We start from the raw sequence: 26198 nt of genomic DNA, 5'->3' as shown, positions 1-26198 counted from the left end.
GCAATACAACGGGCCACCGCAATACAACGGGCCACCGCAATACAACGGGCCACCGCAATACAACGGGCTACTATTTTTGCGGGCCATGCACCCAATAGATCACGTAGCGTCGTCGATTGCCTTGCGAAGCTGCCCGACAAACTCCGTCACACTTCTAACCACATTTTCCTTACCGCTAGCCGACGCGATTCGCCGGACGATCGCCGAGCCGACAATCAATCCATCGGCAACCGGAGCCAATTGGGCAGCCGTGTCGGGGCTGCTGATTCCAAAACCAATACAAATTGGCAAATCGGTTTGGCCCCGCAGCCATGAAACGTTGTCGACCAAGTCGGTCGGCAGCGCTGTGCGTTCACCCGTGATTCCTGTGACCGAGACGTAATACAGAAACCCCGTGGATGACTCGGCGATCCGAACCTGGCGTTCTCGGGGGGTCGTCGGAGTCACAAGTTGAATCAAGCTGAAATCCGATGCCTTACACAATTTGGCAAACTCGGCCGATTCTTCGACAAGTAGGTCGGGCACAATCGCCCCCGAATACCCTGCTTCGACTGCCTTCTTTATGTAGGTCTCCATCCCAATTCGGTGGATAATGGAATAGCTCACCATTGTTACTCGCGGCAACATGGCATCGCCGGTGAGTCGTTTGCCCAGGTCAAAAACCTGTTGCAGTTTGAAACCGCTTTCCAATGCACGTTGGTACGAGGATTGAATCACAGGCCCATCGGCGACCGGGTCACTGTAGGGAATCCCTAGCTCGCAAAGGTCCGCCCCCGCATCGCCGAGTGCCCGCAGAATCGCCTCAGTCGTTTCAATATTGGGATCGCCGGCAGTGACAAACGGCATCAACGCCTTTTTCTTACTTTGGCGAAGTTCGGAAAATAGTTGATCAATCGCGGACATTGGCTTCGTAGGTTAGGAGAGGGAAATAGAGTTGTCTTCTGCGATACCAAAGTGCGTTCCAGGACGCTCTCTGGCCGCCCGTAAGGCAACATTGGTAGATTCACAATCTCGGAGGGATCATCCTACCCTTAACCGCAATCCCCTTCCCATCCCCCATCAAAACTGGCCCATCCCCCATCAAAATTGGCCCATCCCTCATCAAAATTGGCGCCATTTTGGCCCCGATCGAGGTCACCAATGCGTCAGGTCGACTCAGCGTGTAATCTGGCCTCGATCACGGTGGAGAGCATCAACATCTGCAGCAATTGGCCAATCGTGTGCGAATCCAAGTGTGGCAACGATAACGTCATCGACGGGCACTTCGCAAATCGCGCCGCCTCGATTGCCGTTTCGATCGATTCATTGGTCAAATTTGGCAATGTTTTCCCATCAAATACCGTCGGCGTTTTCCCATCAAATACCGTCGGCACGGGGTCCATTCGCGGCGTATCGACGACCCACTGAACCAAGGCGACTGATCGATTTGGCGGCACGTCGCAGCGATGAGTCCATGCTAACGGGGTCATTTCCATTACAGGCGATAGATGACTTTCCACCAAATTCTGGTACCAGGTACCAATCGCCCCGAGTGCATGAGACCAAGTATTCGTTGCCCGGTGTCGCATACCGCGGTGCTGGGCGAGCAAGTGATGAATCGCTGCATACCGAAGGACATGGTTTTCAGCAAAGGGAGCACTGAGGAAATGCTCGTTCATCGCGGCGGCACCCTCAAGCAGTCTCATACAGTCGAGCCCAAGTAAAGCAGCAGGCATAAGCGAAACGGAAGACAACACCGCGAAACCATCGGTGAGCCCATCCAAGATTTCGTACACATCTTCGCAGCCGAGCGATCGAGCAAGATCCCCAAGAGGATCGCCTTTCTTAGCAATTGGGATCACATAGTCGGCAAGCGTGGCGCCGCCCGCAAGACTCTTTTCAAGCGTGCCCAACGTTTGATGAAATGCAATCTTTGAATGGCCCATCGTGTCGTGATTGTTCCCAATCATCACAACCGCCCAACGTTCTTCGGGCGGCGTGTCAACGTAGCCCCCGAAGACCAACCGACGCTGAAGCGCGGCGTTGACATCGTTGTCAAAGTCGCCTCCGCCAAAATACATCCTCGGTCGACTGCCTCGTTCAGCACGCGAAAGCTCGTTATGAAACGGTTCGCAAGACGCCTGCATGATGCCGTGCGGTCCGTCGACCACGCGATTGCAACCGAGCACGACAACCGCATCGATCTTTTCATGAATCGTATTAGCGATTTTAAAAATCCGGCCAAGCAGCGACCCTTCGCGGCGGGCGACGTAATCGGCTAGTTCCGTTTCAGGCAATCGAAAGAATCGCAAATCCTCATATTGGCCTTGGTTCGATTCATTTTCCACCTTCCCGTCGCATGGAAATGGATTCGCAACCGCAATAGCGTCACGAATGGATTCGGCCGAACCACGAACCGATTCAAGCATTTGCGGCTCAACGCCGTATTCGCATTCAAGGGAATTGGAAATATCTAGGTCAAGAAAGCTCATCGGGAAACCCTTGCTTGGGGTATTGCGAGCGTTTGGGTTGCTGCGAGCGTTTCCTGACGTTTGCCGAGTCGCCATGCGGTGACGAACCAAACTGCCGTCAGCGGAATTGCATACCAATTGATGGCCGTCATGGTAACGCCAACCGCCTGCAAACCACGAAAGACTTGCCCCGCGATGGCGTCTCCGCCACGGAGGACGACGGTATCAATGAAGTTCTTCGATTTGTATTTTTGCTCGCGACTTACCACCGTAAAAAGAACCTCGCGTGCAGGAACCGTAATCCCGTAACCACTCGCACGCGATGCAATCACCAAGGCCACCATAACGGAAAGGGATGGTGCGGTTGCTAATAGGATGAAGCCGATTCCGTACACAACCGGTAAGATCGCTAGAGCAAAACTGATTCCCAACCGTCGCAGGATTGCTCCCGCTAGAGCCGTTTGCACAAAGAGCGTTAGTAGCTGGACGCCCAGGTCAAGAGATGCAAACAATTGAATCCGTGAGGCGGTATCCTTTATCGCGTCGTTTACAATGTTCGCTTGTTGAAGGTACAGCTGGGTTCCCAGGAGTTGCACCAAAAAAAGAAACAGGCAAATCGCTGCCAAGTATGGCGAGCGAAGGACTGCGCCAACACCGGTAAAAACGCCTCCGCCGGTTGCTTGATTTTGCACCGGTTTCGATTGCAGCGTTCCAGTCATGGCCAACTTTGCCGAATTTCGCTCCAATCGCCAAGCGCACCCCAAGCCCACTTCGAGCAACAGTGCTGGCATCAAAAGTAGACTGCTGGTCGATAGATGCGGTGCGATCAACGTCGTGACCAGCGATCCAGCAATTGCACCGGTTGTGCCACCCGCAGCGACTAGCCCGAAAAGCCGCTTTGCTTGATTGCTGGAAAATAAATCAGCCAGCACGCTCCAAAAAACGCTGGTCGCAAACAAGGCGAACACGTTGACCCAGACAAAAAATACGCGAGCGGTCCACATGCGGACCGATTCCGATTCCCATTGCATGAAGATCCAAAACAGGATCAAACAGATAGCAAAAAAGTGGTAGACCACTCGAACGAGCCAACGTCGGGGAAGCTTTGCAACCAGCGCCGAATAGATCGGAACTGCCGCCAAGGTTGCTAGGAACGTAATCATGAAAAGATGGGGCAACTGTTCGGTGCCCCCTTCGATCCCCATCGTTTCACGAATGGGTCGCACCGTGAAATAGCTCAGTAAGATAAAGAAAAACCACGCAAACGCCCACGCGACACAAGCCCGTTCCTCGGCGGCGATTTGCGGAATCCACCGATAGCGAGTTTTGGCTGGACGACCATTGGTGTTTCCATCTTCGTGATCTTCCGATGGATGGGGAGTGGATCGTGGCTCGTTGGTAGCGATCGAGGTTATCTCATTTTGAGTCAAAAGATATTCAGCGGAGCCTCAGGATACATCACTTGGTCAAGCCGAACAGCACCACTTCGAGACTGCATGCGTAGATGGAATGGTGCGCAAAATATCTAGGAAGCAAATTGCGTTGCCCGAATTGCCGCGTTACGATCGCAATTGTCATCTCCCCAATCGTCACCACCTCGTTGAAATCACTTTATGGACGACCTCGGCATAGCCACCGCAACGATCCTTAGTTTATCGCTTGTGGTTGGATTGGTTTGCGGAGGGAGGTTTTATCCGCAGGAAGGCCAGAAGCCAATTTTGGCGATTACCCTCGTCGTTTCAGCAATGTTCGCGTTCTTGTTCTACGCGGCAGGCCGACTTTTTTGGGCACGATGGATCGAAAACTCGGCGGTGATCGAATGGTCAAACTGGACGCCGCTGTTGGCTGCCGCTGCAGCCGGCTGGGTGTTTCGGCTACCCCAAACGCCGCTTTGGCGTCGTGTCGGGCTATCGTTGCTATTGGGCCTGGCCGCTGTGTTGGCGGGCCTTTGGCCATTCCTGGGAATTTGGCTTCGGCCAGCGACGCCAGCCGGGCACCAATTGGCCCAAGGAATCACTCTACAAACGTCTTGGGCAACTTGCAGCCCCGCCGCGGCGTCAACCTTCTTGCGTGCTGGTGGCATCGAAGCGACCGAGCAAGATCTCATTCCACTATGCTTGACGGACTCAAGCGGCACGCCAACGCTGGGGCTCTATCGCGGCGTCAAACTAATGGCGAATCAAAACGGTCGCGACGTCCAAGCGGTCTCAATGACTCTCGATCAATTGGAGTCCGACGACGATTGGCCTGTGTTGATCATGGTCAAGCTTCCCGAATTTGGTGTCGACCTTTCCCTGTACGCTGACCAATGGGGCTGGATTCCTGGGTTGGGACACACCGTCGTCGCGCTAGGGCGGACACCGCAAGGGCACTTTGTTATCGGTGATCCCTCGGTGGGACGAGAACTTTGGACGCGAGAAAATCTAGAAGTACTGTGGCACGGCGACGCGATTCGGTTTGGTCCATAGCCCGCACAATCGATCCAATCGGCCTGTAGTATCCGTTTAATCACACCTGCGTCGATCTGCCCCAGGGCTAACGTGTGCTCACTCTTTTTTCTTGGCTTATTCGTTTCAGTACGGCGAACGTTACCACTTTGGCGACATGTGCCGGTTGAGATTGGCCGATTCATCGGCAGTCGACGTCCCCACGCTGATTAAACCGAACCCCATGCCCCGTTTTTCTTCACGCATATCGTCCCCAGCATCGACATCCCAGTCATCGGCGCGGCCCACTTCAAAGGTGCGGTCACGTCTTGGTGCCACGGTCGTCGAGTTCGCCATCGTTGCGATCCCGATGTTCGTGTTGCTGATTGCGTCGGTCGAATTCGGGCGTGGAATGATGGCAGTTCAGGTGCTAGAGGAGGCTGCTAGGTGTGGGTGCCGTATCGCGGTTCTCAAAAACAGCTCCTCGGAGGATGTTGAATCCGAAATCGACCAACTGGTTCATTCCGCTGGCATTGAGACCTTTACGACTCAAATTGAACCAATGGACTTGGACTCGGCAATCCAGTGGAGCCCTGTAACGGTTCGGATCTCGGCAGATTTTTCCGATATGAGCTGGCTCCCGATGTCCCATTTTCTGTCCGGTTACTCCTATACAGCGTCTTGTATTTTGCCGCGAGAAGGTGATCTTGAAAAATGACAACTTTCCAAACTTGCCCTTTTTCGACCTCCGTTTCGAAACAACGTCACGGCGGAACGATCGTCCTGTTTGCATTTTTCATGGCAATTCTGTTGGGCATAGCTGCCTTTGCGGTGGATTTGAATCGGATGCAATTGGTCCGCAGCCAAATGCAATCGGCCGTTGACGCCGGTGCGCTGGCGGGTGGCTTACAGCTCAAAAAAGATCCAAGCGATATCCAAGCGGCAAAGGATGCCGCAGCCAAGTTCATCCAACTTAACGATGTCGGTTTCTTGGGGAGTGTGCCCGACGAGGCGATTGCTGTCGAGGCGGGTGAATGGGATGCAGACGAAGGCGTCTTTGTCGCCTCGACACCCCATCCTTTTGCCATCAGTGTTCATGCAACGCAATCAGGCGAACAATTTTTCTTTGCCCAGATTTTTGGGCAAACTAGTCTTGCGATTCCGCGTCAAGCGATTGCGTCGGCGCCAAGCGAACCACTCGACATCATGATGGTTCTCGACTTATCAAAATCGATGGGTTCGCAAGGTCGAATCGAGGCTCTTCGAAACGCGTCTCCTCAGTTTGTCACCGTGATCGAAAACTCTTCCAACGACGATCGAATCGGCGTGATGGGCTACGGCGCGATCATTGGAATCTATGACCCCATTGCCGCAGGACATAGCGGCACCGTGTACACGGCGACTCCGGCATGCCTATTCCCTAATCCCGAAGAAGCTTCGACCGACTTCGCCGGAGTGCTCGAAGGCGAATTGAGCGACGATTTTGACTACCTCCGCGACAGCGTACTGAGTTCAAGTTCGTTGCAGACGGATAAGTACAACGGCGCAACGCCGACAGGGGCATCCATCCGCGATGGGGCCCACTACTTGGATGCGAATATACGCGATGATGCCCGTGGGATCATGGTACTAATGAGTGACGGATACGCAAACCGACCCGAAACGGATGCTTCTTGCTACGCAATCTCGATGGCTGAATATGCCGAATCGTTGGGGATCGAAATCCATACAATCAGCCTCGGTGATGAGGCGGATGTGGACGTGATGACCGCGATTGCGACGACGACAGGTGGGAAACACTTTGATGCTCGCGGAGTTGATGCCGAATTGTCCGACGAACTGACGAAGGCCTTTCGTGACATCGCAAACGAAATCAAACGCACGACTCTTGTCCAATAGGCTCGCTATGGCTTTTCAACGAAAATGGCCACGAAACAAGCTTCTTCGTCGCGCGATCGCTGCCGTCGAGTTTGCGGTCATCCTGCCGCCCGTTGTGATGCTTCTGATGGTTTCCATTGAAGTGGCTCGAGCGTTCACGGTTCAGCATGCGTTGCAAGAAGCGTCGATGAACGGATGCCGAATCTACTCGCTCGACGACATGACGCAGCAAGACGCAATCGACATGGCCAACTTGTCACTCGATGAAGCGGGAATCGAAGGCTATACAATCGAGTTTGCTCCGGAAACGAAAGAGGAAATCCTTGCCGACCTCGATCCGGTGACAGTGACGGTTTCCGTCCCTTACAATCAAGTCGGACTGGGAATTCAGTGGTTCCTAGGCAATTCGACCTTATCGGCCGCTGTGACATTGCCGGCAGTGGCACCGAGGCAGAATCCGTAACCGCCTTGCAAATACGGTGCCTCCTTACGGGCACTGTGACGAACGGCACCGGCTTAAGCCTTGTTGCCGCGAGTCCCATTGAAAATGGCTACCGCTGACCACCGTTACCGCATCGTTCCGCGCAACGGCGTCGCGATGCTATTTTCCGCGGTGTACGCACCGACCGGTGGCGCAACATTTGCCGAAAGTGTTGTCAAGTCAACTGCTTGAGAAGCCGTTTGCGGCATCACAAAGAGGGTCGGATCGTCGGTCAATAGTTGATTGACCGTATACGAACCGATGTCGATTTTCATCGCTAACGGAGGTCCAACTGCTGGCGTCAAGCTAATCTCCACACGATGCGGTAACGCACATTGTTGCTCGTCATAGTACCGATGATTCGTAGCGCTGCTCTTGGCGATTAAGCGGTTGTCGGGCGCATACAAAAATTGATCCGTAACGTAGCCAGCCGATTTTTCAAAGAAGCACACCTTTTGATAGATTCCATCGGGCATTTGCATGATGGAGCGAACTTCAAGTTTGCCATCGTCGCGAAGGACAGGCCCCGCAACAACGGTCGCTGGATCAAGTTGAACCAACCCCAAGGCGTCCATGATCCATGTCGGATCGACGGGCAAGACCGCACGGTTGAGTTGCTGTTTGTATTGATCGTGGTCAGCATAGTAGAGGACCTTGGACATCCCCTCAGGGACTTCGAACCAGAAAACTTCGTCATTGCTACCCATGTCCATTCCCGCTCCGAGCATAATTGGTAACGAGGCTCGCATTCGGAAGCGCCGCTCGCGTTGCAAGTTCACGGTTGCACTCAAACGCGGCACGCTAGGCATGGTCAACACTTCTACAGTTGCCGTATTGGTGGACAATTGCTGAACCGAGCCAGTCCGGTTGACCACCGCCGACAACTCCGCAATGGACGGCGCATCGGTGAGAACAGACGGCGGAGGCGGAAAAGGCATCGGCGCTTCATGCCGAGCACAGGTCGCTCCACCAGAGACGAAACAGACAACCAGGACTCCAATCCACAGCAATGATCGCATCCGCGTTTGGCCTCCTGCCAAAGTTTCGTTGTAAGTATAATTTTGCGTTTTCATTCTGAGGCGGCATTTGCCAGCCGCCCGTAGCAAGTCACGCTAAAGCGTGGATTTGCTCGCTTAACTCTACTCGTTGGAAATTCAACTAGCTGGTCACGATAGCTACCCTAAATTCTCGTCTTCATCGTCCGCAACCGCTTCGCATTCACAGTAAAGTAACTCGTTCAATTCTTCTCGTAGTGATTCCGATTCCGATCGTGTGATTTCCGTGATCGTCACATCCATCGTCGACCCATCGGCAAGCACTTCAATTCGCATGACTTCTTTGTCCGACTTGGCCTCATCGCCTTCGTCGTCCTTCGTTTTTTCACAAGGACGAACCAACCGTTTCCGCATCAGCATCAACGCCAACAAATAGCGTGTCTTTGCCTTCTCCGTGAACGCTTCCATTTGCCGTAGCAAATCGATTAGCACTTCGGTGGGCGCTAAAACCAACTTCTTTTCATCCGCTCGTGGCATCCGGCTCTTCCACCACCCGACAGTCCCCTCCGGAGGCCCTTGCCAGCTTTCGGCAGAAAAATCTTGACGAAGGAAATCGTCGTCCGATTCCAAAACGACCGAATAGAACCATTCGCCTTCAGCCAGCGGACGGTTTAACGAATGACAATGCCGAGTGCATCGGCTTACGCGGTATTCGCCAATCATGAGATGGAAAGATTCGACCTGTTAACGAAAAAGGAATCACCGTAATGGTTGTTCATGAAGACGGTAGCACATTTAGTCAGCACCCTGAAAGATGAAATTTGCCGTCGCGGATTGTTCTGGATCGCACTGTTTGCTTCGGATCACACTGTGATCATGATGCTGTTGGTCTATAAGCACTGTTACTTACTCCCCTCGATAGACGATCGGCTTCTCTGTTTGGTCCAATTCACCCTTGGGCGGCTCAATCCATTGCGGCTCTCCGAGTGTTTCGATGTTCACTGCATCTTGTTGACCACGAGCCCGCGTCATAATGGCAAATGGAAAAGGGGCTCGCTCGTGATGGTCGCGAACTTCCTTACCGCCTGACACAAACAATGCAGTCGCGATTGCGTCCGCGTCGGTCGCGTTGTCGATCGCGATAGTCAATGACAGCAAATCGCCCGCGGGATAGCCCGTGCGGGGATCGATGACATGGCCATAGCGGCGGCCTTGGTGATGAAAAAACTGTTTTCCCGATCCACTGGTCGCTAGTGCCGCATCCTTTAGCCACAGCCCGACTAACCGTCGCTGTGGTTTTGTGGGGTGAGCCAATCCGATTGCCCATCCCATCGAACTGCCTGGGTCTTGGTCCCCCGATGCGATGACACTGCTGTTTCCTCCGTGAATCAGAAAATCGTTGACTCCTCTCGCTTTCAAATGAGCCGCCATCCGATCCAAAGCGTCTCCCTTGCCGATCGCCCCCAAATTGATCGCCATCGAGGGGACCGCGAAACGGACCGAAAGCGCATCGCGATCGAGCATCAAATGGCGATAACCAACACGCGAAAGAGCCTCGTTCACTTCATCCGAGCTCGGTTTTTGCCCGCTTCGCTTGGTGAATCCCCAAGCTTCGATCAAGGGGCCTGCGGTGATATCGAACGCTCCCCCCGTCCTTTCGCTCAATCCAATGGCACGTTCTAAGAGAGAAAAAGTGGGGTTCGAAACGACCACGGGTTGGTCAGCGGCGAGTCGATTGACCTTACAAATTTCACTGTCGGGCCGATAAACGCTCAAATCCAATTCGATTTTTTCGACCAAATCGGCCGCTTCGACCGCCGCATCGACCGATTCCGCCCCGGACGGCAACATGATAACGAACTCAGTCGCCATCGCTTTTCGGGTGATTTGGCAAAACATGCAGCGGTTGGGCTCTAAAAAAAAGGCGAACCTTGAATCGTCGACCCCGTGTCATCAACCTAGTGTCGTGAATCAAAATGGCAAGCGTGATTGATACAGTACGAATTCTACTCATAAAGCCCCAATTTGGACTGATCCGAAAAAGGTTTCACCGAGGGTTGCGTTTTCGGAGCGAATTCAGCACAATCTGCGTTGCCCAGTAAAAAGGGTAGCCGAAGAAATGCGTAGAGGAGCGGTGGCTGAGTGGTCGAAAGCGCCGGTTTGCTAAATCGGTGAACCGAGAAATTGGTTCCGCAGGTTCGAATCCTGTCCGCTCCGCTTGAAAACAGCCTGAGAAGCTCGAACACCCGTCCACGGGTGAAAAAGCCAAAACCCGGGCAACAACCCTGTTGCGTCGGGTTGTTTTTTTCGGTCACCCAAAGACGCAAAACAAAACCCGAGAGTGTAGCTCAGTCGGTAGAGCAACGGACTTTTAATCCGTTGGTCCAGGGTTCGAGTCCCTGCACTCTCACTTTTTCTATCATCGCGTGATTCGACTTCCGTTTTGCTAACCGAAGCAGCAGAGTCGCGTGGAATGGGAAACACCCCATCGATTGGAATGCAAATTCCTTGTATCTCGGTCGACAATGAAATCCCGCGTCTCTGCTTTAGACGTGGTTGGCCAGAGGATCGGATCTACTTAAAACCGACGCCGGATGGTCGTTTCGACAAGGCTCCTCGGACACCAAGTTCGCGCGGGTCGCGAGCGATTTTGTCACTGAAAATACGGACATCGTCGATGATGGGGCGGATTTTGGCCGACGCTTCCTCAATGTTTTCAATCGTACGACGAACGTCCCAGTAGATTTCGTCGTCTTCGAGGAACCGCCGAAACGATCCGTCACTGTTATTGAGTGTCTTTCCAAAGGTTTCCACTTGGGCCAAGGTTCGATCAACACTGGCTAAACTCGTCAACACTTGTTCGACCAATTCGCCGCCCCGGTCGGCGAGGGGTTCGGTGAATTTTTCGACGTTTTTTACCGTACGATCAAGACTGTCAACGGTGCTCTTGGCGCTTCGTACCGTGTCTTCAGCCGCGACGCCAACTTTTTCAAAACGATTGCTGACACGTTGCAGTCCTTCGAAGGTCTGCTGAGTGCTTTCGAGTGTCTTTTGTGCATCGTTAAGCAGTTTCGGTAGAAGAGCAATCGAATCCTCTAACCCTTCTTTGAGGGCCGGGTTTCCGACGATCGCTCGCACGTCGCGCATCGCTCCTTGGAATTGCTCCAATGCAGCGACCGCTTCCTCAGCAACTTGGTTGACTTTCGTATCGGCATCACCAACGGTCCCTTGGACTTGAGACGCCAATTCGTCGACGCTCGAACCGGCTCGCGAGATCGAATCACCGGCCGTTCGGATTGACTCAAGCGTCTGCAACATCTGGTCTTCCATATTGAACAGCACCGAGTACGGGTTCTTAGTTTTTTGACCATAGTCGAGGTAATCGCCGTCGCCATACGGCACATCAATAATCGTGCGATCTTGTGGGAAAATTTCGCTAAGTTTTCGCTCATCGGCACGAACAAACTCAATCGTCGAATCCCCTGTGACCAACGAGCTATTGCCAATCGTAGGAACGTAGCGATGGGCGACTTCTTGTTCGCTATCCATCGACAGACTGACGAGCACGCCTCCTGCGGGCAACAGCGAAATGTCTTCAACCCGACCGATGCGAACGCCGTCTCGCAGCACAGGCGTGTTAGCGCTCACACCTTCGGCGGAAGGGAATTTGACAGACAGCGTGTAGTCTTTGCTCAAAACATCCGGGAATGCTCCGAACAAAAATGTCAAAATGATCCCGATACCGATCGCTGAAATAACGAGTACGCCGACGCCGAATCGAAGTTTATTATCATCCATGAATTCTTCTCAGTGACTGAAAGCCGAACAGCCGTTGTTTGACGCGTAAGTGACTCTTAGTCCTCGGACTCAAGTGAAATTTCCCTCAATCGTTCACCTGCTTCTCCTCGTACAAATTGTCGAACCCGCCGATCTTCGGCATGCTCTAAATCGCTTGGCGACCCATCAAAGAGAATTTGCGATTCTTGCGGCGCAAGCCGATTTCGCGGGAAAAACATCAATACTCGGTCGGCCACTTTCCGTGCGGTGTGCATGTCGTGCGTCACGACAATACTGGTGACCGGATAACGACGGCGAGTTTCTAAAATCAGTTCGTTAATCACATCGCTCATAATGGGATCGAGCCCCGTCGTCGGTTCGTCGTATACGACCAATTCAGGACGCAAGATCAGCGCTCGTGCTAACCCAACACGCTTTCGCATTCCTCCGGAAAGTTCTGCGGGATATTTGCGGGCGACTTCCGAGGGCAGCCCGACTTCCGAAAGCAATTGCATCACTCGATCACGGACGTCACCATCGGAAACCGTTTCGTTTTGACGTAGCGGGAAAGCAATGTTCTCGAAAATCGACATACTATCGAACAATGCTGCGTTCTGAAAAACGAATCCGAATCGCTTTCTGGTTTGCGTCAATTCGACCAAGCTCATATCACTTAAACGCCGTCCATCGAAACTGACCCAACCCGTCGTCGGAGCGACCAAGCCAACAATCGTTTTCATGAAAACGGTCTTTCCACAACCGCTTTCCCCAATCACCGCGATCGTTTGACCACGTAAGATCGAAACGTCGATGTCCTGCAAAATGGTTTGATGTTCAAACGTTACACCGATGTTGTCACAGCGAATCAGTTCTTCTGCGTCGGGTTCAACGATCTGGTGGTCGGGTTCAAGCATGGCAGTGCTCATAGGAGTGAGGTCCCATCGGAATAGAATTTGAAGTAAACCGCATCGAGCACAATATTCATGAACAAATCGATCGCCAAGATCAGGACGAACGAATAAACGAAGGCTGCCGTGGCCGCTTTGCCGACGCCTTCGGCACCCGCTTCGCAGTGGAATCCACGGTAACAACTGACAATCGCAATGACACCGCCGAAGAAAAAGCTCTTAAAAATGCCGCTGAACAAGTCAAATCCGACGACGCCGTCACGCGAGTGGTTCAAGTACGCAGCATGATCAATGCCAAGAATCACAACACTGTAAAAATAGCCTCCGACGATGCCCATAAAATCAGCCATGATCGTCAGTGCGGGAATCAACAGGATACAGGCTAAAAACCGAGGGACGACCAAATAGTGAATCGGATCGGCTCCCATGGTCGTCAACGCGTCGATCTGTTCGGTCACTCGCATCGTGCCCAACACAGCCGCCATCGCACTACCTACCCGCCCCGCCAACATGGTTGCCGCCAGAACCGGCCCCAATTCCCTTACGAGCGAAGTATTGATGACCACGCCAAGACGATTCTCCAGACCAATGGCGTGAAACTGGTAATAGCTATTCACAGCCAAAACCATACCAATGAAGGTTCCCGTTAGCGCCACAACAGGAAGACTGAGCACTCCGACTTGGTAAAAATTCACCAAAATCGTTCCGCGCCGCGGCAACCGCGTGAATAGCCACCGGAACATTTGCCAAGCAAATAGCGAGATATCGCCCACCATCGTGACGCCGTCAACGACAGCAGACCCCCAATCGGTAACCCACCGTGTGAGCGGTCCACCGGCATGCGATCGTCCAAATGCGTTTGAACCGTCAGACACGTTTTCTCGATTTCCTTACAAAAAAGATGTCACTGGATTGCCATCGAGCCATCCGCGCAACGACGCACACACCATGACGATGGTATCGGCTAGGTTGAGTGTAGGGATTAGTAAAAAAAAAGGGACGTGCTTTGCTGGCAAGGCAAAAACCAGTCATTGGCCTCTTTTCTTTACGATTCAGAAGGCAATGCGAAGCAAACGAGTGAGCCAACGCTGAGAGCGAACAAATGTCAATGAAATTGCTTAACCCGTTGCCGGTCGCCTTGGCGATTGCTCCATAGAGCACAGCGGTGAGTTATCCTAGTAAGAATGGATGCCATCTTGGATTTTCTAACGCATTGGCCAACGCTAACGGTCGTCTCGGTCGCGATTTTCATTTTGCAGCTATTCGCGATCTGGTCGGCATTTCACGCACTGCGTCACGTACGATCCTCGCAAGCCGTTGTCGCTTGGGTCGTGGGCCTGATTACGCTGCCGTTCTTTGCACTTCCGTTGTATTGGATTTTTGCGAGGCATCGTTTTGAAGGTTACCGCGAAGCGATTCGAGACATTGGGCAGCGGCACCAACAATCCGTGACCGCAATTCGTCGGGAACTGGTCACAGCCACGGATATCCGGTCGACCACGCTTTGCTCCCCAATCGAGCAAGTTTCGGATGTTCTCGACACCCCGATTGCGTACGGTAACCAATTCGAACTGTTAATCGATGGCCACGCATTTTTTGACGAACTCGAATCACAAATTCGAAGTGCATCTCAATACGTCTATGTCGCTTTCTACATCATCCGCGATGACGAAATAGGAAGCCGATTCGCGGACGCCTTGATCGAGCGCGCCGCAGTAGGGGTGAAGGTGCGATTGCTTTACGATGAAGTTGGTTGTTTGCGTTTGCCCAATCGGTATCTAAGCCGCTTGACCAAAGCAGGTGTCGACGTGCGAGCGTTCAATACTCGCCAAGGTTTCGCTAATCGTTTTCAGATCAATTTTCGCAATCATCGAAAACTGATTGTCATTGATGGCAAGCGGGCAATGGTCGGCGGGCTCAATGTAGGTAACGAGTACATTGGTACGGCAAGTTGGGTAACGCGTTGGCGAGACACTGCGATATTGATTCAAGGCGATGCTGCACGAAAGATACAAGCCGTTTTTGCGGGCGACTATTATTGGGCCGCTCGCATTGACTTACCGGAAGCCGACTGGAGCGTGGCGCCGGATCGTGGTGAACGATCCATCGAGACAGGTGGAGTCGCAGCGGTTTGCGCTACGGGACCAGCCGACATGCGTCCGCGAGCGACCATGATGTTCGCTGCTGCGGTCGGTGAGGCTCGCGAGCGAGTGTGGATTGCGACCCCTTATTTGGTTCCCGATGATTCTTCGATGGTCGCTCTGGCGATGGCTAGAGCACGCGGCGTCGATGTTCGTTTTTTGATTACGTCGGTTGCCGATCAGTGGCCGGTCTACTTGGCTGGATTCTACTATGAACGGGAACTTGGAGAGCTAGGCATTCCCGTTTATCGCTACAACGAAGGAATGATGCATCAGAAGTGCGTCCTCGTTGACGACAACTTAGCGATGATCGGTTCGACCAATCTTGACAACCGATCGCTCTATTTGAACTTTGAATTGATGGTCGCAATCGAAGATCGCAAGTTCGTCGACCAAGTCAACAGGATGCTTGAGGCCGATTTCTCCGAATCGACGCTCAGCAACGCGTCGGAGAAACCGCTTCGACCGTGGCTATCCCGAGTCGGAACGGCAATTGCCCGCTTGTTCAGCCCCGTATTATGAAGCTCGTGTTATGAAGCAAGCGATCGAGAAACTGCGTTGACGCAGTGCAAGACGTCTCTGCATTTAGCTTTCCCTTAACCACTGCTAGCTTGGCTGTAACACCACCGGTTCTTCAGTCCGGACGATCTTGGCCGCAATTTCCTTGGTGACATGATCGACCAATGTTTCTCGATCTTCACACAAAAATGCGACATGATCCATCTCGGGGAAGAAGCGAGTGGAAACGCTCGATGATTCCTTCAAGCGAGGAAACATTTCGGCGAATTGTGCTGAGTGGTTGTAGTAATCACCGACGCCGCTTGTGTAGACAAAATGCAACCACGTGCCTTGTTCGATCAGTGAAGCGATTTCGCTTTCGGCTACATCGCGGGTTGGGAATTCGCGGATATCGTCCCCAGGCGTTAACGACGTTGGCGTGTGGTTTCGATGGAATCGCCGACGAACCATGCTATGCCATTTCGTTGGTTTGAGCATGCGAGGAAGGTAGTGCTGTTTGAACCGATGCCAATAGTACTTGGGCGTTCGGTAGCCACATCCATCCATCGCGATGACGCCAACGATACGAGGATCATTCATCGCGACAGCAATCGCATCATCGGCACCGCTGCAGAGTCCAAACAAGATAACGTTGGTGATGCCGTGGTGAGCAGCAAGCCAATCGATCGCTTGTCCGATCTCGTCTGCCGCTCGGTCGAGCGATCGCCCGCCAACGCCAACACCAAAACTCTCTCCGATTCCGGAGAGATCAAAACGGAGGGATGGAATGCCTTTGGCCGAGAGACCGCGTGCGAGATCGACATGCAGTCGAAACGGTCCTGCGTGATGCAACATTCCGGCGGTGACCATGATCACGGCTGTGTTTCCATTGCATGACGCGGGGGCTGACCAAATGCCGAGCAGGTGCTCGTAGTGGCCCATGACGATTGCTTGTTCCATTAAACCGAGTCCTTCGAAAGCAGGGCAACGATCGCAGCAAAACTCTCCGGAGACGAAAACGCACTTTCGGTGTATTGTTCGTCATCCCAGTAGATCGAATCCGACACTTGACGGACAGATCGTTGTTCAGCCAACCATTGGCTTTCTTCGAACGACGCAAACGAGCCTTCCGTTACAACCAACGAACAAGCTTCGCACAAATCACCGATGTGTAGCGACGACAAACTTTGTCGTTTTACACTCGTCATTCGATGGCCGTAGCTCTGATCAATCTCGCTGGCACGGCGAGAGACATTGAAACGTGTCATCCCGGCCAACTGTTGGTCGTGGAATTGGTCGAACATTCCTAGCATCGTGCTACCATCGAAGACAGGATCCCAAGCAACAGTTTTCTCGAACGTCAAATCCGGTAAGGTTGTCAAAACCGTTGCCCCGAGCCGGAGGCCTATTGCCGAGACGTGATCGGTTTCGGATTGTTTGGCAATGAAACACTTCGCGTCAAGGATGTTTCGCCGGATCGACTCGACGGTTAAATCGCCACAGTCGCCTTGGGAGTTTCCGGTTCCCGCGTAATCGAAACGCAATACATCGTAGCCAAGACTGCACAAATGAACGGCAAGTTGCTGCAGGTTTCGATACCCTCGTGTGTATTCGTGCCCGACCGCGTGACACATAACGACGGCTTGATTGCGAATATTTTGGCGAGGTCGATAGTGAATCGCATATAGGTTGTGGCCGTCACTTGGGAAGAAACTAGCTTCGACCAATGGCAACCGATCTCGTAAGGCACGAACATCGGCGTCGTACGTCGAAGGGGTAGCTTGCCCCAGTAATCGCTGCAAATGTGTCGCCAAGGTTGCAATGGTTGGATTGGCAAAGAAATCACGAACGGGCAACTCAATATCCATTTCGGCTGTGAGTCGCGCAACGACCTGGGTGACTAGCAACGAACTGCCGCCGAGCAGAAAAAAGTCGTCGTGAACGCCAATCTCGGGTACGTTCAATACGATTTGCCACAGTTCGACCAACCGTCGTTCCAGATCGTTTCGCGCCGGCACGTAGTTGTCGTCAGTCGCAGCCAAGCCTTCACTTGCCGCGGGTAACGCCTTGCGATCGATTTTGCCATTGATCGTTTTCGGGAACGATTCCAGAAAAACATACCGTGTCGGAATCATGTAGTTCGGCAGAGATCCACGCAGAAATTCGCTAAGCTCTTTGGCGGTTATGGTTTGTTGACCACGAGCAACATAGGCGACCAAAAATTTCTTATTATCGACTTCATCAAAGGTGACTAACGAACTCTGTACACAAGGTGCTTGGTCAAGGATCGCCTCAATTTCGCCCGGTTCAATTCGGTACGACCCAAGTTTAATTTGGTGATCGACGCGGCCGGCGAAATCAATATTGCCGTCTGGAAGCCAACGAGCGAGGTCCCCCGTGCGATAGAGACGCATACTTTTTCCATCGATCGACATCTCGACGAAGGCAGCCTCGGTTAACTCCGGGCGATTCAGATAGCCAAGTGCTAACGCAGGCCCGCCAATGAAAAGATGTCCGGTTTCGCCCTGTTCGACGGAGTTCCCCTTGTCATCAAGAATGTACGCCGTGTATCGCCGTAGTGGTTTACCAATCGGCATATTGGGTGCATCAAAGGTATGATCGGGAATGAACACCGTCGCCGTAACGGTGGTTTCCGTTGGGCCATAGGCGTTGCACCAAAGGACCTCTTGTTGGCACAACTTCTGCCATCGCCGATAGTGCTCCACGGAAACCTTTTCGCCTGTCGCAATCATCAAACGAATTGACTCTGGAATCGGATCATCGGAAGCGACCATCAAGTCAACCCACGAATGCCAATAGGCGGTCGCTAAGTGAACCGCAGTGACGCCGAAACGACGAATGATCGATGACAATTCGTTGCTGTCGTTGGCTCGATCGCGTGGTCGAATGACGACGGCCCCACCGGTCAACAGCGGTGGGAAAATCTCTTCGATCGCAATGTCAAAGCAAAGCGTCGAGAATTGAAGAGTGCGGTCGTCTTCGGTCAGCTCGTAACACTCGATGTCGGCGAAACAATAGGCAGCGAACGCCGAGTGTTGAATCTGTACCCCTTTGGGTTTACCGGTAGAACCGGATGTATACATAATATAGGCGAGATCACTAGGAGCGATTTCAGCGGTGGCGAATTCGGTTGGTGCCGATTCTAAATGCGTTTCGCAATCGAGCCAAATGACGTCGTTTCCTTCAAACAAGTGGCGATAGTGCGAGTGTCCGATGACAACACGAATCGTTGCATCCTCGACCATATAGCCAAGTCGATCGACTGGATATTCAGGGTCCAGTGGAACAAACGCGGCTCCGGTTTTCATAATGCCAAGCATCGCCGCGATCGCTTCGGCGGACCGATCGACACAAAGACCAACATGGGATCCATGGCAAGTGCCAGCCGTATGCAACTTGGCCGCAAAACGATTCGCTGCTTCGTCAAGTTCGCCGTAAGTCCACGTGCCATCTTCCGAATGGATCGCAATGTTCTTGGGTGTGCGACGTCGTTGTTGTGAACAAAGCTCTGGCATACTAATGAGAGCTTCCGACGTCTCGGTCAGACCAGATGGATTCATCGTCTAATTCTGTCCTTCCATGGAACACGATCCTAACGCCATGGAAAGATCGGGAAAGACAACCGCAGGAGACACTTGCTGGACCACACCGGAAGTGCCTTCGGCCATACAATCGTCGATAGCCTTTTCGAGAATCGCCATTCCTTCATCAAGCAGCGGCAATTCAATTGTCAAAGCGGGCATGATTTTCAGCACTTGATCCTGATTTCCCGATGATTCGATTAGCAGTCCTTTGTCAAATGCACCACGAATGATCTTGCTTGACAAATCACCGCTTCGCACATCGAGCCCCCAAATCAATCCACGTCCACGGAGTCGGAAATCAGCATCACGGTACCGATCACAGATTCCTCGCAACCGCTGGAAGACCAATTCGCCTCGCGAAGCGATCTGGTTCTCGAAGCTAACGTCTTCCCAATGCTTTAACACGCCCGCCGCAGCGACGAACGCTAAGTTGTTGCCTCGAAATGTACCGGTGTGTTCACCCGGTTGCCAATTGTCAAGCTCCGGACGAATCAGGACCAATGACATCGGCAAGCCACCACCGATTGATTTGGAGAGACAAACGAAATCCGGCCTAATGCCAGCTTGTTCGAAGCTAAAGAATCTTCCAGTGCGGCCGTTGCCCACTTGGATGTCATCAACAATCAGCCGGATATCGTGCTGCTCACATAGGGATGCGATTCGGCGCAGCCACGAGTCGCTTGCGACGTTGATACCCCCTTCGCCTTGAACGGTTTCCAGAATGACGGCCGCTGGCATCGGTAATCCGCTGCTGCGGTCTTCAAGCATCTTTTTGAGCTGGAGCGACGTATCTTGGGGACCCAAATAGCCATCGAAAGGTAAATGGGTCACGTTATTGTGTGAACCGTAGAACTCGGAGTGAAAGTATTGGTTCCCGGTTAAAGACAAAGAGCCGAGCGAGTGACCGTGATAGGCGTTAGTAAACGCAACGACGTGCGATCGCTTCGTCTGCTTACGCGCCAACTTGATCGCGGCTTCAACGGCGTTCGTTCCCGTCGGACCTGTGAATTGGATGCGATAATCGAGACCCCGAGGTCGAAGAATCAACTGATCGAATGCCTCAAGAAACGCAACTTTGGCCGCAGTCACCGTATCAAGTGAATGTTGCACACCATCGCGGTGGATGTAATCTATCAAAGCCGCTTTTGCGTAGCGGTTATTGTGGCCGTAATTGAGTGATCCTGCGCCGCAAAAGAAATCAATGTAGGACCGTCCCTTGGTATCCGAGAGCGTCGATCCAACCGCCGTATCAAAAATGGCGGGGAAAAGCCGGGCATAACCGCGGACATTCGATTCGATCCGCTCGATAAGGTCGTGCATTTGGGATTAGGCCGTTAGTGGTGTGAAAAGTAGCAAAGGATGTTCGACGGCGTTTGCAGATGAATACCGGCGTCCAGTGAACCTAGCTCGCCAAAAAAGGCTTATCAAATGAACACTTCTGGCCAGAACCAATGCGTCTCAATCGGTGTCGGTTCGATAGCGATTATCCCAAATAGAACGACGATAACGTGGTCAAAGCGGTCGGAGGAGAAGTCAACTGCCAGAAAAACAGGCTGAAAACGGGCGCTTTACAGCGGCTTTTCAGCGGCTTTTCAGCGGAAAAACCGCAGCGAAGCGGGAAGCGGCCCCTTGCGGGCCTTGTTGGGGTATGACCCGAAAATTATCATGCGTGGCTTGCCTTTTCGGCCCAAGCCCTTTTACCCATAGTCCTAGCCCCCATAGTCCTAGCCCCATAGTCCTCGATTGTGATGAGCAACCCCAACCAGCGGCATGTTCTTTGTGCGCTCGTTCAAAACGTGCCCGGCGTTTTGGCGCACATTTCCGGCATGCTTGCGTCCCGCGGATTCAATATTGATTCGCTGGCAGTCGGTGAAACCGAAGACCCCAATCTTTCCCGAATGACGTTTGTCGTCGTGGGCGATGCACACGTCTTGGATCAAGTCGGAAAACAGCTCGAGAAGATCGTCACGGTCGTTCGCGTCTTAGACGTCAGTAGCCGTGATTTTGTTGAACGCGATCTGCTGCTGTTGAAAGTGCAGGCCCCGGCTGGACCGGTTCGCAGCGAAATCCGCGAATTGGTCGACATCTTTCGTGGCAAGATCGTCGATGTTGGACCGGAAGAAATCATGGTTGAAATCAGCGGTCGCGAGAATAAGGTCCAAGCATTCATCGAACGCATGCGGCCCTACGGCATCACCGAATTGTGCCGTACGGGGCGAATCGCGATGGTCCGCAGCGAAAGCCGTATGCCGAGAATCGACCAATTAGCAGGCAAGACTGCCTCGGCCTAGCACTTCGACTCGGCCCAATAAACCATTTCCATACTGAAACACATTTCTATCACCTCAATAAAAGCGAAAGACTGCTTCCCCATTATGGCTGCTACGATTTACTACGAAAACGACGCGGATTTGTCTCACCTCAAAGGCAAGACGATTGCGATTCTCGGTTACGGTTCGCAAGGTCACGCTCAAGCTCAAAACCTTCGAGATAGCGGCTGCGATGTGGTGATCGGCCAACGTCCTGGCTCGGCCAACTATGACTTGGCGGTTTCGCATGGCTTCAAACCGATGTCGATCGCCGATGCGGTCAAGGCGGCCGACGTAGTCAATGTTTTGCTTCCCGATGAAGTCCAAGGTGACATCTACTGCAGCGACATTCGCGACAACTTGAAGAAGGGCGACATTTTGATGTGCTCGCACGGCTTCAACATTCACTTTGGCCAAATTGAACCTCCCAAGGGAATCGATACTTTGTTGGTGGCCCCGAAAGGCCCCGGCCATTTGGTTCGCAGTGAATACGAAAAAGGGGGTGGCGTTCCTTGTCTCATCGCACTTGGCGACGGAGCATCCGAGACGACCAAGCAAGTCGGTTTGGCCTATGCCAAAGGTATCGGTGGGACACGTGGTGGTGTGATCGAAACCACGTTCGCCGAAGAAACCGAAACCGACCTGTTCGGCGAACAAGTGGTTCTTTGTGGCGGCGTTAGCGAGCTTGTCAAAGCGGGATTTGAAACCTTGGTCGAAGCCGGCTATCAACCCGAAATGGCTTACTTTGAGTGCATGCACGAGCTCAAGCTGATCGTCGACTTACTATACCAAGGTGGGCTTAGCTACATGCGTTACAGCATCAGCAACACGGCAGAATACGGCGATTACGTCAGTGGACCGCGGATCATCACGCCTGAAACCAAGGTGGAAATGAAACGCATTTTGACCGAAATCCAAACTGGCGAATTCGCTCGCAAATGGATCTCTGAAAACCGTGCCGGCGCCCCATTCTTCAAAGCCACCCGTCGTCGCGAGCGAACGCACGGCGTCGAGCAGATCGGTTTGGGCCTTCGCCGCATGATGACTTGGATCGACGAAAAGGAAGTTTGATCGGCAGAGGGAAAGTCGTATAGACTTCCCATGCCTCACATTTTCAGCCGCAACGCGAAAGCTTGCGGTTCACGGCCAGCGACCGCACGCGTTCACGTTGCGGTCGGCCACTTCTAAAAAGGATGGTTCTTCGATGTCAAGTACGCCCGTCGCCCCAAACGTGTCGCAGCTTACCAAGCTACAAATCGAAACGGTCAAGCGTTGGCACAGCGAACCAATCGAAAACACTTACTCGGGTTTCGAGGCCCAAGTGTGCCAACAACACGAACACAACTTTCGCTTGTGGCACGAAGAAGACACCGCTCGTAGTCCCTCCGCAACGGATTCCGAAATCGCGAATGTCAAACGAGCAATCGATCGACTCAATCAAGCTCGCAACGATATGATCGAAAAACTCGACGACGCGATTACAGAAATGCTCTGTGACGCAGGCATTGCCCTCGCTCAAAGCAAGCCAATCAACACCGAAACGCCTGGCAGTGCAATCGATCGATTGTCGATCATGTCGCTGAGACTGTTTCACTACGGCGAGCAGCTCGAGCGTGAGGACGCCGACGCCGAGCATAAGCGAAAGGTCGCCGAGCGAATTGCCCTGTGCGAACAACAGCACGGTGACTTGTCGAATTCGCTGCAAGAATTGCTGGACGATATCTTTGCGGGTCGGAAACAGCATAAGACGTATCGTCAAATGAAAATGTACAACGACGCATCGCTCAATCCTGCGATCTATAAGTCAAAGTAGTTCGACAATCCGCGTCCTTTGCCCAAATCGGATCGCCCTTTTCCTAGTCGCGCGATGCGATTTATCTCTACCGAAGGGCTTCGCCACAGCTCCCTCGCCGTGGAACCGCCAGTTTCCCGTGTGGAACGAACAGTTTCATGCGCTAAGGGGACTGAATAATCCTATTTGGCGACAAAATTAGAAAAAACCTACCTTGATAGCCCCCGGATGACCGAAACAACCAACATCACCGGTCTTTTGTGGTCGGTCGCAGGATCAGTTGCCCCTCATGGTGACATCCATGTCGCAGCGTGCGGCTGGGCCTTCGACCGTTTTCAAGCATCGGAGCGATTCACGACTGTAGGGAGGCATTTCCATGCGACGCAAGTATTTCGGATTAGCGATTGCCGCGATCGCTGCTCTTGGGCCGATGCAGGTCTGGGGCGGCGACCGAGAAATCGCAGAGCAAATTATCACACGGTTGAAAGTCAACCGAGATGCAGGAGCGTTGAAGGATTTCACGCTCGACATGAAAGTTGACAAGGGCGTGGTGCTATTCCGCGGCAATGTCTCTCAGCCGAGTCAAAAAGACTTGGTCCTGAAGACCGCCGAGGGTCTCGAAGGCATCAGCGAAGTCATCGACGAAGTCACTGTCACACCGACGACACAACCTGTCGCGGAAGACACGAAAGTCGTTCGTCCAACAAAATCGGTTGCGGTTGTAAAACCAGAACCCGTGAAACCGCAAAAAGCGGAATCGGAATTCTCGTTGAGCCGAGCATTGGCTGCCCAAGCGGCAACCATCGAAAATGAACTGGTGGCGAAGAAGGCACATGTTGCTCAAGCGACCATGCCGAAGCTTGAATCACAGCAAGTCATGCCGGGCGAAGTCCGACCAACGGCTGCTGTGGATCTGAACACTTCACCAATCGTTCATTCAGACGAAAATCTCGTTTCGTCAGTCGTCGAAGCACTCGGCAAAGCCCAACAATCGGGCCAACTCCGCGGCTTTGGCGTCGACGTCTCAAGTAACTCGGGCGTTCTTCATCTGAAGGGTCGTGCGGCATCAGCAGCACAACGCGACGCGATTTTGGACATTGCCTCGTCGGTTTCCGGCGTCAACGGTGTTCATGATTCGATCCAAGTTCCAAGCACCGCAACGTTGGCCCCGGCCCCCGCGGCGGAACTTCGCGATCCAGCACCCCAATATGCTGGAACCCCAGCCCAAATGGCATCGGCTCAAGCTGGAGCCAACACCATGGCGGCACCTTACCGCATGAACCAACAACACCAAGTTCAAGCCAACCCAGCGGGCTACGCTACGGGAGCTCCTATGATGGGAACCCCCGTGCCAATGGCACCGTACAGTGGCGGCGGAGCACCTCGCTACGACTCGCCTAACTTGCCGAACTATGCTTGGCCAGGCTACTCAGCTTCGCCAAACTACGCTGCATTGACTTATCCACAGCAATACAGCCCATCGGCATGGCCTTACATTGGCCCATTTTATCCTTACCCACAAGTTCCTTTGGGATGGCGTAAGGTAAGCCTGGAATGGGACGATGGTTGGTGGTTCTTGGACTTCACTGACAAATAGGGATCCGATCACTGCATCGTAGATCGCTAATAAATATAACCCGCGATTGGGGTCTTCCAATCGCGGGTTTTTGCTGCGCCACACAACCATTGCCGAATACACAAAGGCATCGCTAAACCCAAATCCGACACTGCTATCATTGATCCAATGCGGAAAACGCGTCGTAACTGCTGATTTCAAAAAACGCTACGCGTTCTCGCATCGAAAGCGTGCTGCGATGCACGTTTCGTATGCTTCGGGCCAATAAGCACGGGCCAATAAGCACGGGCCAATAAGCACGGGCCAATTAGAAGATTTCCCATTTTGATGAGGGCCCGGACCTGTCATGGCGTTGCGGCACCAGGACCGATCCTGGCTTCGATAATCCCGCGTAATTTCACGTAATTTCACGTAATATGGTGATCCCACGTCATATGGTGAACCCACATCAATTGTGAAAATGCTCTCGCCCCGGCACGGCTGCAGCAGGCGGCCAGTGAATAACAGTCAGCAAAATTTCGGAACTTTCGGAATTACCCGCAAGATCCTCCTAAGTTATCACGATACTAGATGTACGCAGAACGCGCTTTTACGATCGTGCGATTCAAAGATCCAAAGCCGAATGACGGCCGACACCAAAAGCTCGCCAGCCCAGGTGACTTGCGAGCGGATCCACGAAAGATCGCCTACGACAATGAAACCACGGAAGGTTGCTCGGATGATGACTCCCATTTCAACTGACAAACGCACCACGATTGCTGGACGGCTTGCGTTTTGTACGATGGCATTACTTGCGATCGGATCGAGCGGCTGCTACGGCGTCGGCTCGAACGTCAATCTGGGCTTTCTCGGTTGGCCAATCCCCGTAAGCCCTTACTTCCAACACAAGGCGGAAGAGGATTTTTGGAAGAAAGAACGTTACGATCGCGTTCCAATCCTTGGTCCAACAACCTCAGGCGGTCCTGCTGTGGCATTGGACCCACCTAGCGACGATGAAGTGATCCATGCACTCGAATCGGCTCGTCCGGTTCAAGGGGGGATTCCTTTGATCTGGGAAACTCAGCGTAACGATGTGCGAATCATCAAGGAAAAGATCGCTGACTACATCGATCCACCACGCTTTTATCCATTGATTGGCCCCGCACAACTGCACCACGCTCACTACAAGTGCACGATCTACTTCGACGAAAAGACGACGATTGGCTATCCTGTGCCACACACGCTTCATGACCGCGAAGCGATCGAAGTGGTCTACATTGACCACAACCACTTCCACATGGTCGGCGACGTCGAACCTTACACGACACCGAACTTGTAATCGGTACGCGAAGCGTCATGATCTGCGAATCAATCAAAGGCTAA

At 52.9% G+C, this 26198-nt stretch carries 23 protein-coding genes and 2 tRNA genes; 12 read left to right on the top strand and 13 right to left on the bottom strand.

Annotated features, from left to right (window positions below; translation table 11 throughout):
• Positions 1 to 99: 99 nt before the first annotated feature.
• The 3 genes from trpA to CA13_RS21890 all read right to left on the bottom strand — a co-directional run bounded on the left by trpA (position 100) and on the right by CA13_RS21890 (position 3880).
• Positions 100 to 903, bottom strand: coding sequence for a tryptophan synthase subunit alpha (gene trpA / locus CA13_RS21900; protein WP_146400265.1), 804 nt, complete (start codon positions 901 to 903; stop codon positions 100 to 102).
• A gap of 242 nt (positions 904 to 1145) precedes the next feature.
• Positions 1146 to 2471, bottom strand: a complete 1326-nt coding sequence (locus CA13_RS21895) for a hypothetical protein (protein WP_419194675.1) — start codon at positions 2469 to 2471, stop codon at positions 1146 to 1148.
• On the bottom strand, positions 2468 to 3880 hold the full coding sequence (locus CA13_RS21890) for an NTP/NDP exchange transporter (RefSeq protein WP_419194674.1): 1413 nt from the start codon (positions 3878 to 3880) through the stop codon (positions 2468 to 2470). The genes CA13_RS21895 and CA13_RS21890 overlap by 4 nt, the downstream gene beginning before the upstream one ends.
• A 183-nt stretch (positions 3881 to 4063) precedes the next feature.
• Here CA13_RS21890 and CA13_RS21885 point away from each other — a divergent pair, with 183 nt between their 5' ends.
• Entirely contained in the window at positions 4064 to 4918 is an 855-nt protein-coding gene (locus CA13_RS21885; RefSeq protein ID WP_146400261.1) for a cysteine peptidase family C39 domain-containing protein, read from the top strand.
• Between the two features lie 120 nt (positions 4919 to 5038).
• Here the strand turns inward: CA13_RS21885 and CA13_RS35470 are convergent, their stop codons facing one another.
• A complete protein-coding gene (locus CA13_RS35470; protein WP_419194673.1) occupies positions 5039 to 5233 on the bottom strand; it encodes a hypothetical protein in 195 nt (64 codons plus the stop codon).
• 13 nt (positions 5234 to 5246) lie between these two features.
• Here CA13_RS35470 and CA13_RS35465 point away from each other — a divergent pair, with 13 nt between their 5' ends.
• From CA13_RS35465 to CA13_RS21870, 3 genes are read left to right on the top strand one after another with little or no spacing between them, the layout of a single operon-like run.
• On the top strand, positions 5247 to 5594 hold the full coding sequence (locus CA13_RS35465; protein ID WP_419194672.1) for a TadE/TadG family type IV pilus assembly protein: 348 nt from the start codon (positions 5247 to 5249) through the stop codon (positions 5592 to 5594).
• Positions 5591 to 6775, top strand: a complete 1185-nt coding sequence (locus tag CA13_RS21875; RefSeq protein ID WP_146400257.1) for a TadG family pilus assembly protein — start codon at positions 5591 to 5593, stop codon at positions 6773 to 6775. Before CA13_RS35465 ends, CA13_RS21875 begins: the two co-directional genes overlap by 4 nt.
• Positions 6776 to 6782: 7 nt before the next feature.
• The gene (locus tag CA13_RS21870) at positions 6783 to 7217 is read left to right on the top strand and encodes a TadE/TadG family type IV pilus assembly protein (RefSeq protein ID WP_146400256.1); all 435 of its coding nucleotides are present in this window, start codon (positions 6783 to 6785) and stop codon (positions 7215 to 7217) included.
• Between the two features lie 104 nt (positions 7218 to 7321).
• On the opposite strand, the gene CA13_RS21865 is transcribed toward CA13_RS21870, so the two are convergent.
• From CA13_RS21865 to CA13_RS21855, 3 genes are all read right to left on the bottom strand, one after another.
• Positions 7322 to 8308 (bottom strand): hypothetical protein, encoded by a 987-nt coding sequence (locus tag CA13_RS21865; RefSeq protein ID WP_146400254.1) that lies wholly within the window; start codon positions 8306 to 8308, stop codon positions 7322 to 7324.
• A 102-nt stretch (positions 8309 to 8410) separates the two neighbouring features.
• Positions 8411 to 8953, bottom strand: coding sequence for a hypothetical protein (locus CA13_RS21860; protein ID WP_146400252.1), 543 nt, complete (start codon positions 8951 to 8953; stop codon positions 8411 to 8413).
• Positions 8954 to 9136: 183 nt separating this feature from the next.
• On the bottom strand, positions 9137 to 10129 hold the full coding sequence (locus tag CA13_RS21855) for an FAD:protein FMN transferase (protein WP_146400250.1): 993 nt from the start codon (positions 10127 to 10129) through the stop codon (positions 9137 to 9139).
• A gap of 229 nt (positions 10130 to 10358) precedes the next feature.
• Between CA13_RS21855 and CA13_RS21850 the strand changes: the two genes are divergently transcribed.
• Positions 10359 to 10447 (top strand) — tRNA-Ser (locus CA13_RS21850).
• Positions 10448 to 10567: 120 nt separating this feature from the next.
• Positions 10568 to 10640 (top strand) — tRNA-Lys (locus CA13_RS21845).
• 164 nt (positions 10641 to 10804) lie between these two features.
• Here CA13_RS21845 and CA13_RS21840 read toward each other — a convergent pair.
• The 3 genes from CA13_RS21840 to CA13_RS21830 are packed head-to-tail and all read right to left on the bottom strand — an operon-like array spanning position 10805 to position 13691.
• Positions 10805 to 12028 carry an MlaD family protein gene (locus CA13_RS21840; RefSeq protein ID WP_146400248.1) on the bottom strand — a complete coding sequence of 408 codons (1224 nt, stop codon included), beginning with the start codon at positions 12026 to 12028 and terminating at the stop codon, positions 10805 to 10807.
• Between the two features lie 56 nt (positions 12029 to 12084).
• Complete coding sequence (locus CA13_RS21835; RefSeq protein ID WP_419194671.1) at positions 12085 to 12921, bottom strand: ABC transporter ATP-binding protein; 837 nt, start codon at positions 12919 to 12921, stop codon at positions 12085 to 12087.
• Between the two features lie 8 nt (positions 12922 to 12929).
• Positions 12930 to 13691: an MlaE family ABC transporter permease gene (locus tag CA13_RS21830; RefSeq protein ID WP_419195141.1), complete on the bottom strand. Its 762-nt coding sequence runs from the start codon at positions 13689 to 13691 to the stop codon at positions 12930 to 12932.
• Between the two features lie 408 nt (positions 13692 to 14099).
• Between CA13_RS21830 and cls the strand changes: the two genes are divergently transcribed.
• Positions 14100 to 15578, top strand: coding sequence for a cardiolipin synthase (cls, locus tag CA13_RS21825; RefSeq protein WP_146400242.1), 1479 nt, complete (start codon positions 14100 to 14102; stop codon positions 15576 to 15578).
• A gap of 84 nt (positions 15579 to 15662) precedes the next feature.
• Here cls and CA13_RS21820 read toward each other — a convergent pair whose 3' ends face one another.
• Genes CA13_RS21820 through ectB form a run of 3 tightly spaced genes read right to left on the bottom strand, consistent with a single transcriptional unit; the run spans position 15663 to position 20479 of the window.
• A complete protein-coding gene (locus CA13_RS21820; RefSeq protein WP_146400240.1) occupies positions 15663 to 16514 on the bottom strand; it encodes a serine aminopeptidase domain-containing protein in 852 nt (283 codons plus the stop codon).
• Positions 16514 to 19135, bottom strand: a complete 2622-nt coding sequence (locus tag CA13_RS21815; RefSeq protein ID WP_146400238.1) for a non-ribosomal peptide synthetase — start codon at positions 19133 to 19135, stop codon at positions 16514 to 16516. Before CA13_RS21815 ends, CA13_RS21820 begins: the two co-directional genes overlap by 1 nt.
• A gap of 3 nt (positions 19136 to 19138) precedes the next feature.
• On the bottom strand, positions 19139 to 20479 hold the full coding sequence (gene ectB, locus CA13_RS21810) for a diaminobutyrate--2-oxoglutarate transaminase (protein ID WP_146400236.1): 1341 nt from the start codon (positions 20477 to 20479) through the stop codon (positions 19139 to 19141).
• Positions 20480 to 20907: 428 nt separating this feature from the next.
• Here ectB and ilvN point away from each other — a divergent pair, with 428 nt between their 5' ends.
• The 5 genes from ilvN (at position 20908) to CA13_RS21785 (ending at position 26154) form a co-directional block, all read left to right on the top strand.
• Complete coding sequence (gene ilvN, locus CA13_RS21805; protein WP_146400234.1) at positions 20908 to 21450, top strand: acetolactate synthase small subunit; 543 nt, start codon at positions 20908 to 20910, stop codon at positions 21448 to 21450.
• A gap of 84 nt (positions 21451 to 21534) precedes the next feature.
• Positions 21535 to 22539, top strand: coding sequence for a ketol-acid reductoisomerase (ilvC, locus tag CA13_RS21800; protein WP_146400232.1), 1005 nt, complete (start codon positions 21535 to 21537; stop codon positions 22537 to 22539).
• Positions 22540 to 22672: 133 nt separating this feature from the next.
• On the top strand, positions 22673 to 23281 hold the full coding sequence (locus CA13_RS21795) for a DUF4254 domain-containing protein (protein ID WP_146400230.1): 609 nt from the start codon (positions 22673 to 22675) through the stop codon (positions 23279 to 23281).
• A 355-nt stretch (positions 23282 to 23636) separates the two neighbouring features.
• Positions 23637 to 24857 carry a BON domain-containing protein gene (locus CA13_RS21790; RefSeq protein ID WP_146400228.1) on the top strand — a complete coding sequence of 407 codons (1221 nt, stop codon included), beginning with the start codon at positions 23637 to 23639 and terminating at the stop codon, positions 24855 to 24857.
• 760 nt (positions 24858 to 25617) lie between these two features.
• A complete protein-coding gene (locus tag CA13_RS21785) occupies positions 25618 to 26154 on the top strand; it encodes a hypothetical protein (protein WP_146403821.1) in 537 nt (178 codons plus the stop codon).
• Positions 26155 to 26198 lie beyond the last annotated feature (44 nt).

This window comes from Novipirellula herctigrandis, assembly GCA_007859835.1.
GTDB lineage: Bacteria > Planctomycetota > Planctomycetia > Pirellulales > Pirellulaceae > Novipirellula_A > Novipirellula_A herctigrandis.
The sequence above is the reverse complement of the archived record's forward strand: the minus strand, read 5'-3'. Positions and strand labels throughout refer to the sequence as shown.